This window comes from Bradyrhizobium sp. Kon10, from assembly GCF_055807395.1.
The window spans coordinates 1-245 of sequence record NZ_JBVVOZ010000346.1 but is presented as its reverse complement, the minus strand read 5'-3'; the positions used below and the strand labels follow the sequence as shown (position 1 = coordinate 245).

The following is a 245-nucleotide window of genomic DNA, read 5'->3' as shown; positions in this document are numbered from 1 at the left end:
GACCAGCCCCTATGCGCACCGTGCCTATGGCGATCTCAAGTCCCGCCTCGGCAATTCGGAGGAATCGATCCGCTGGATGCACAACGCCTACGAACTCAACCCTTACTACCTCAGCATGGCGGCAGCTTATGCCTATGGGCTGATTTTCGCCGGCAGGTACAGGGAGGGAACACCGATCCTTGCTCACGCCGCCGAAACCTCCAGCGCGCATCCGCCCTGGTGGGACTACGGGCTTTTCGTCGGGC

General features: G+C 61.6%; 1 protein-coding gene. It reads left to right on the top strand.

Features of this window, described 5'->3' with window-relative positions; all coding sequences use genetic code 11:
- Positions 1 to 245, top strand: a 245-nt coding sequence (locus AC0L2O_RS37330; RefSeq protein WP_473373268.1) for a tetratricopeptide repeat protein, incomplete at both ends; no start/stop codon positions are given.